The 5,831-nt window shown below is 45.8% G+C and carries 4 protein-coding genes and 1 pseudogene; 4 read left to right on the top strand and 1 reads right to left on the bottom strand.

What is annotated here, in order from left to right; translation table 11 throughout:
• Nucleotides 1-344: 344 nt before the first annotated feature.
• The 4 genes from IM477_RS18290 to IM477_RS18275 all read left to right on the top strand — a co-directional run bounded on the left by IM477_RS18290 (nucleotide 345) and on the right by IM477_RS18275 (nucleotide 5,446).
• Nucleotides 345-2,036 (top strand): iron uptake porin, encoded by a 1,692-nt coding sequence (locus IM477_RS18290; RefSeq protein WP_287732963.1) that lies wholly within the window; start codon nucleotides 345-347, stop codon nucleotides 2,034-2,036.
• A gap of 151 nt (nucleotides 2,037-2,187) precedes the next feature.
• Nucleotides 2,188-3,963 carry a pyruvate kinase gene (pyk, locus tag IM477_RS18285; protein WP_287732962.1) on the top strand — a complete coding sequence of 592 codons (1,776 nt, stop codon included), beginning with the start codon at nucleotides 2,188-2,190 and terminating at the stop codon, nucleotides 3,961-3,963.
• Between the two features lie 183 nt (nucleotides 3,964-4,146).
• A complete protein-coding gene (gene cpcE / locus IM477_RS18280; protein ID WP_287732960.1) occupies nucleotides 4,147-4,959 on the top strand; it encodes a C-phycocyanin alpha-cysteine-84 phycocyanobilin lyase subunit CpcE in 813 nt (270 codons plus the stop codon).
• Nucleotides 4,960-5,014: 55 nt separating this feature from the next.
• Entirely contained in the window at nucleotides 5,015-5,446 is a 432-nt protein-coding gene (locus tag IM477_RS18275; RefSeq protein WP_287732959.1) for a DUF29 domain-containing protein, read from the top strand.
• Nucleotides 5,447-5,697: 251 nt separating this feature from the next.
• Here the strand turns inward: IM477_RS18275 and IM477_RS18270 are convergent.
• Nucleotides 5,698-5,831 (bottom strand): annotated as a pseudogene (locus IM477_RS18270) (IS630 family transposase); the annotation flags it as partial.

Genomic DNA, 5,831 nt, shown 5'->3' with positions numbered 1-5,831 from the left:
TCAGTCTGTAGAGCGACCATAAGACCAGAACAGAGTAAATCTGTTAAGGCAGGTGCGGAACCCCGCAAGGGAAAGAAGCAGAAACCTAAATCGTGAGGTTTGGGAATCACCGTCCGTTTACGGCGGTGAGGATGTCAATGATGCACATCATGGTTAATTTGTAAAGTGCGTAATTCCTAATTTTAATAAGATCAGACAGAAATTTTTCTGTCATATCATAAAATTAACTTAACCTAGACAAGAGGGAATTAGCATAGAATGTGATTATAATTGCAGGCTAAACATATAGTCTGTTTGTATTCATAGTCCATTCAATCCATAGAATAAGGTGTGAGGATTGACCCATGTCAAAACTATTCAAGAATTTAGTAAAGGTAACTCCTTTAGTATTAGGTGCTTCCGTAGCGGCTGCTGGCAGCGCAGTGGCTCAAACTATGCCTGGTACACCTCAACTCAAGGTTGATCCAGTAGCGCAACAACAACTCGATCGCATTCAACGCGCCCAAAATAGTCAGCAGATTAATACGGGTGTTTATCAGGGTTCCATGTCCCAGGTGACTAGCGTTAACCAACTGCGGGACGTATCTCCCACCGCTTGGGCCTACGAGGCATTAAGAAGTCTTGTGGAACGTTACGGTTGTATCGTGGGTTTTCCCGACCGTACCTTCCGCGGTGATCGTGCCACCACTCGTTGGGAATTTGCCGCAGGTTTAAACGCTTGTTTAAACGTCATGGAACGTTTAATTCAAGATGGTGTCGGTGTACTCAGAGAAGATATCGATAAATTAAAACGTCTTGTTCAAGAATTTGAAACCGAACTAGCGGCTTTAGGAGCTAGAGTGGATAACCTTGAACAGCGCGTTGCTTTCTTGGAAAACAATCAATTTTCTACCACCACCAAACTCAGAGGCGAGGTCATCTTCAGTATCGCCGATAGCTGGGGGGGTCAAGCTTCCATTACCAATACCAACGGTACGGTGACTGATGGCAGCAATCAAGATCAGACTCAAACAGTATTTAATAATCGGGTACGACTCAACTTTGAAACCAGCTTCACCGGTAAAGATTTGTTGAGAACCCGTTTACAAGCGGGTAACTTTAACACCACTTTCAACCAAAACGGTCCGACGAGAACCAACATGACCCGTCTGGCATACGATGATGGCCGGGACAATGACATAACCATCGATGACTTGTTCTACCGCGCTCCCATCGGCACTCCCTTCGGTAACATCACCGTTTGGGTTGGTGCTAACCAGTTAAACCTAGATGACGTTTTCATCACTGCTAACCCCTTCCTCGCCGATAGCGGTACAGGTGCTTTATCCCGCGGTCAACGCTACAATAACATCGTTTTCCGTGGTCCTTCGGGTGTTGGTGCTGGGGTCAGATTCAACATTGGCGATGTTTTCCAAGTTACGGGAACCTACCTAGCCGAGGGTGGGACTAATGGTGCCAGCAATCCTAACCCTGGTAGCGGTTTATTTAACGGTTCCTACAGTGCGGGTGCTCAGGTTGGTTTCTCCTTCATCAAATTTGCCGATATTAACTTCGTTTACGTTTACAGTTATCAAACTGCAGCCAGTATGAGTTCTGGTTTATTCGGTAACGTCAGCAGCCCTCTCACCGAGCGTCCCTTCGGTAACGTTGGTACTACTGCTAACCGTTTCGGTCTTCAGGCGAGCGCCCAAGTTATCCCAGGAGTCTTAAATCTAGCGGGCTGGGCTGGTTACGCCGATGCTTCGGCCACGGGAGTTAATGATGCGATCGGAGACAATAACACTGGTATCTGGTCTTGGAACCTTAATCTTTCCGTCCTCGACCTCTTTGCCGAAGGTGCGGCCTTCTCTTTAGGTGGTGGTCAAGTACCCCGTTCCGATAAAGAAAGCAGCACCTCTTACATGGTAGAAGCCCAGTATAAGTTCCCAGTCACCAAAAACATCCTGATTACCCCCGGTGCCTACGCGGTCTTCAACGGTAACAACGAAGGTAACGCCATTTTGGTCGGTGTCATCCGGACAACTTTCCGCTTCTAAGCTGAGTTGACGGACTTGAAAAAACGGTGGGATTTGTAGATCTCACCGTTTTTTTACTTTTAACTTTTCACTGGATATAACCATTTATGAGAAGATGATCGGAGCGTCCCAAACGCTGCTATATTTACTTCGCCTATTTAGTTGCTTATCTATGCACTCTCTGTCTTTCCCCCGTCGCACTAAAATTGTGGCCACGATTGGCCCTGCCTCGCAAAATAAGGAAACATTACGTCAGATGATCAAGGCGGGGGCGACGACATTTAGATTAAACTTTTCCCATGGCGATCACGATTACCATCGTCACAGCATTAACCTGATCCGTCAGTTAGCCTTTGAACTCAATCAACCGATTGGCATCCTTCAGGATCTACAGGGGCCAAAAATTCGCTTAGGTAAATTTGCCTGTGGGTCGATTACCCTGAAACCGGGGGAACCCTTTATCCTTACTTCTAGGGATGTGGAATGTAATCAGGAAATAAGTTCCATTAGCTATCCCTCGCTGGCCCAAGAAGTCCCAGAAGGTTCGAGAATTCTCCTCGATGATGGTAAGGTCGAAATGCGGGTGGAATCAGTGGATCGTTTGAAAGGAGACCTGTCCTGTCGCGTGGTGGTTGGGGGTGTCTTATCCAGTAATAAAGGGGTAAATTTTCCCAACGTCTATCTGTCGGTGAAAGCTTTAACCGATAAGGACAAAAAAGATTTAATGTTCGGACTGCTGTGGGATGTGGATTGGATCGCCCTTAGTTTTGTGCGTAATCCCCAAGATATCCTCGAAATTAAAGAATTAATCGCCAGTGCGGGTAAATCTATCCCCGTGATCGCTAAAATTGAAAAACACGAAGCGATCGAGGAAATGGAGGCAATTTTATCCCTCTGTGATGGTGTTATGGTGGCTAGGGGAGATTTAGGAGTAGAATTACCGGCCGAAGACGTGCCAATCCTGCAAAAACGCCTGATTAATACCGCTAATCAGCTAGGCATCCCGATTATCACCGCCACTCAAATGCTTGACAGTATGGCCAGTAATCCTCGTCCCACCCGCGCCGAGGTTTCGGACGTGGCTAATGCGATTTTAGATGGCACTGATGCGGTCATGCTTTCCAATGAAACGGCTGTGGGTCATTATCCCATCGAAGCGGTGGCAACCATGGCCCGCATTGCCGAAAGGATCGAACGGGAACAGATCAATAGTGCCGCTCGCTCTAACAATAAACAATCGATTCCTAACGCTATTTCCTCGGCAGTCAGTCAAATTGCCGAACAATTGGGGGCGGCGGCAATTATTACCCTGACAAAAACTGGCTCTACTGCCCGTAATGTCTCGCGATTTCGCCCAAAAACCCCGATTTTAGCCGTTACTCCCCATCGAGAAGTGGCACAGCAGTTACAGCTAGTTTGGGGCGTAAAACCGATGTTATTGCTCGATTTACCCTCCACCAGCCAAACTTTTCAAGTGGCGATGAATCTTGCCCAGGAAAATAACCTCCTCGCAGATGGTGATTTAGTGGTGATGACGGCGGGAACTTTGCAAGGGGTGGCTGGTTCCACGGATTTAATTAAGGTGGAAGTAGTAAAATCCCTTTTGGGCAAGGGTACGGGTATCGGCCAGGGTGTGGCTAGTGGCCGGGCGCGAGTGGCCCATAATGCCCGAGAAGTGGGTAGTTTTAGTAGTGGGGAGATTTTAGTCGTTCCCACCACCAGCGCCGAATATGTGGATATGATGCGGAAAGCTGGCGGAATTATCACCGAAGATACCGCGATGAATAATCACGCCGCTACTATCGGTTTAAAATTGGGTATTCCTGTTATTGTCGGGGTTAAAGATGCCACGAAAATTATCCGCGAAGGGGTGATCATTAGTCTCGATGCTCAACGGGGTTTAATTTATTCTGGTATTGGCAATGGCACAGCAACTATGAAAAACTGAGTCAGTTATCAGTATTCTCCGAGTCAGGAGACAGGAGACTCCGAGACAGGAGACAGGAGGCAGCTTTTATTTATTATCCCCACTTCCCCATCCCCCCACTTCCCCACACCCCACACCCCACACCCCTACACCCCAACACCCCACGCCCTACACCCCACACCCCACACCCATTTTCACTTGTCTATGAGCGATTCTTACTCTGCTGCCGTCGATAATCCGGCCTATACTGTTGAACAAGCGATCGCTAATATCCAGCAAAGAGAAGACCTAGGAGCGCGTTATTATGCCGCTTGGTGGTTGGGTAGATTCCGCGTTCGTCAACCGGAGGCGATTTCGGCGTTAATTGCCGCTTTAGAGGACGAAAGCGATCGCACTCCCGATGGCGGTTATCCCCTGCGACGCAATGCCGCCAGCGCTTTAGGGAAATTAGATGATCTCAGTTGTCTTCCCGCTTTGATTGCCTGTCTCGACTGTGAAGATTATTATGTGCGCGAATCGGCTGCCCAGGCATTGGAAATGCTTAAGGATCGAAGCACAATCGCACCTTTAAAGAAACTATTAGAGGGTGGCATCGAAGTGGCCGTTTTAGTGGCGGGAAAACCCCATTTAGTCCAACCCTACGAAGCGATTATCGAAGCCTTGGGAACCCTGCAAGCGACGGAAGCGATTCCCCTCATCGAACCGTTTTTAAAGCATTTCGTCGAAAAAGTGCGTTATGCGGCTGCCCGCGCCCTCTATCAACTCACGGCTAACCCCCACTATGGCGATATTCTGATTAATGCCTTACAAGGGGAAGAATTACAGCTGCGTCGTTCTGCTTTAATGGATTTAGGTGCTACGGGTTATCTGCCAGCCGCCCCTGCGATCGCTAATACTCTGGCGGAAAATAGTCTGAAACTGGTTGCTCTCAAGGAACTTTTAGAAACCCATCTAAAAAACAATTCTAGTGGCGAAAATATCTCCGGAATTCTCACTTTAATGGATAGTTTATTGTAATTAATAATTGGTTATTTTTTATCTAAATTAAAACCGATAAAATCCAGAGGTTTTTATGCTAATTCAAACTGATTATGTCGGCTGGCTAAACGAAACAATCACTCTGTTAAAACAAAAAAACTTTGATCAAGTTGACTGGAAAAACTTGATCGAGGAGATAGAAAGTTTGGGCAGAATTCAAAAACGTGAACTCCGCAACCGGTTAACCACCATCTTAGAACACTGCCTCAAACTTTGCTATACTGATTACGTTGAAGATTATCGAGGTTGGCAAGAAACTATTAGGCGCAGTCAACGGGAACTAGAAGAACTTTTGAGCGATTCTCCTAGTTTAAAACCCTACTGGGATCAAGTATTTTTAGATTGCTATGCCACGGCTTTAAAAAGCTTGCGAGATAACCCCGATTATCGATCCTTTAACTTTCCCGATGATTGTCCTTTTCCCCAAGAAATTAGTCAAATTTTCCAGAAAAAAGTTTGGCGATAAAATTATCTTTATTAATCCACTTGTTGCTTTTTTGAGGATGCCCTATCAGGTTATACTTCATCTTTATTATAAATGTTGTCAATAATACTAAATCCGGTTATTAAAGAATGATTATTTATTCCCCCTTTTGCCTATTGCAAGAGTGCCTATTGCCTGTCCTCATAAGTAGTCTATGCTCAAGGGATTTAGTATAATTGGTTATTTTCTATGGAAATTCAAACTCATAAAATCCAGAGGTATTATGCTATACTTTAGACGTTCATAATCTGAGATTTATTAAACTTCTGAAATCGTAGAGTCAGCAAGGAATCCAGTTCTTTTTTATGTTTCAGATGGGCATCATTCAGACATTCATAAATAGCTGAAGAAAAGTCAGAAAAGTTCT

It is taken from the genome of Microcystis sp. M090S1 (assembly GCF_020246295.1).
GTDB lineage: Bacteria > Cyanobacteriota > Cyanobacteriia > Cyanobacteriales > Microcystaceae > Microcystis > Microcystis aeruginosa.
Note: the sequence above shows the minus strand (reverse complement) of the source record. Positions and strands in the feature narration are given on the sequence as shown.

Bases quoted from the DNA above. Each gene is read 5' to 3' on its own strand.
- IM477_RS18290 (WP_287732963.1), top strand. From the start codon at position 345: ATGTCAAAACTATTCAAGAATTTAGTAAAGGTAACTCCTTTAGTATTA.
- pyk (WP_287732962.1), top strand. From the start codon at position 2,188: ATGCACTCTCTGTCTTTCCCCCGTCGCACTAAAATTGTGGCCACGATT.
- cpcE (WP_287732960.1), top strand. From the start codon at position 4,147: ATGAGCGATTCTTACTCTGCTGCCGTCGATAATCCGGCCTATACTGTT.
- IM477_RS18275 (WP_287732959.1), top strand. From the start codon at position 5,015: ATGCTAATTCAAACTGATTATGTCGGCTGGCTAAACGAAACAATCACT.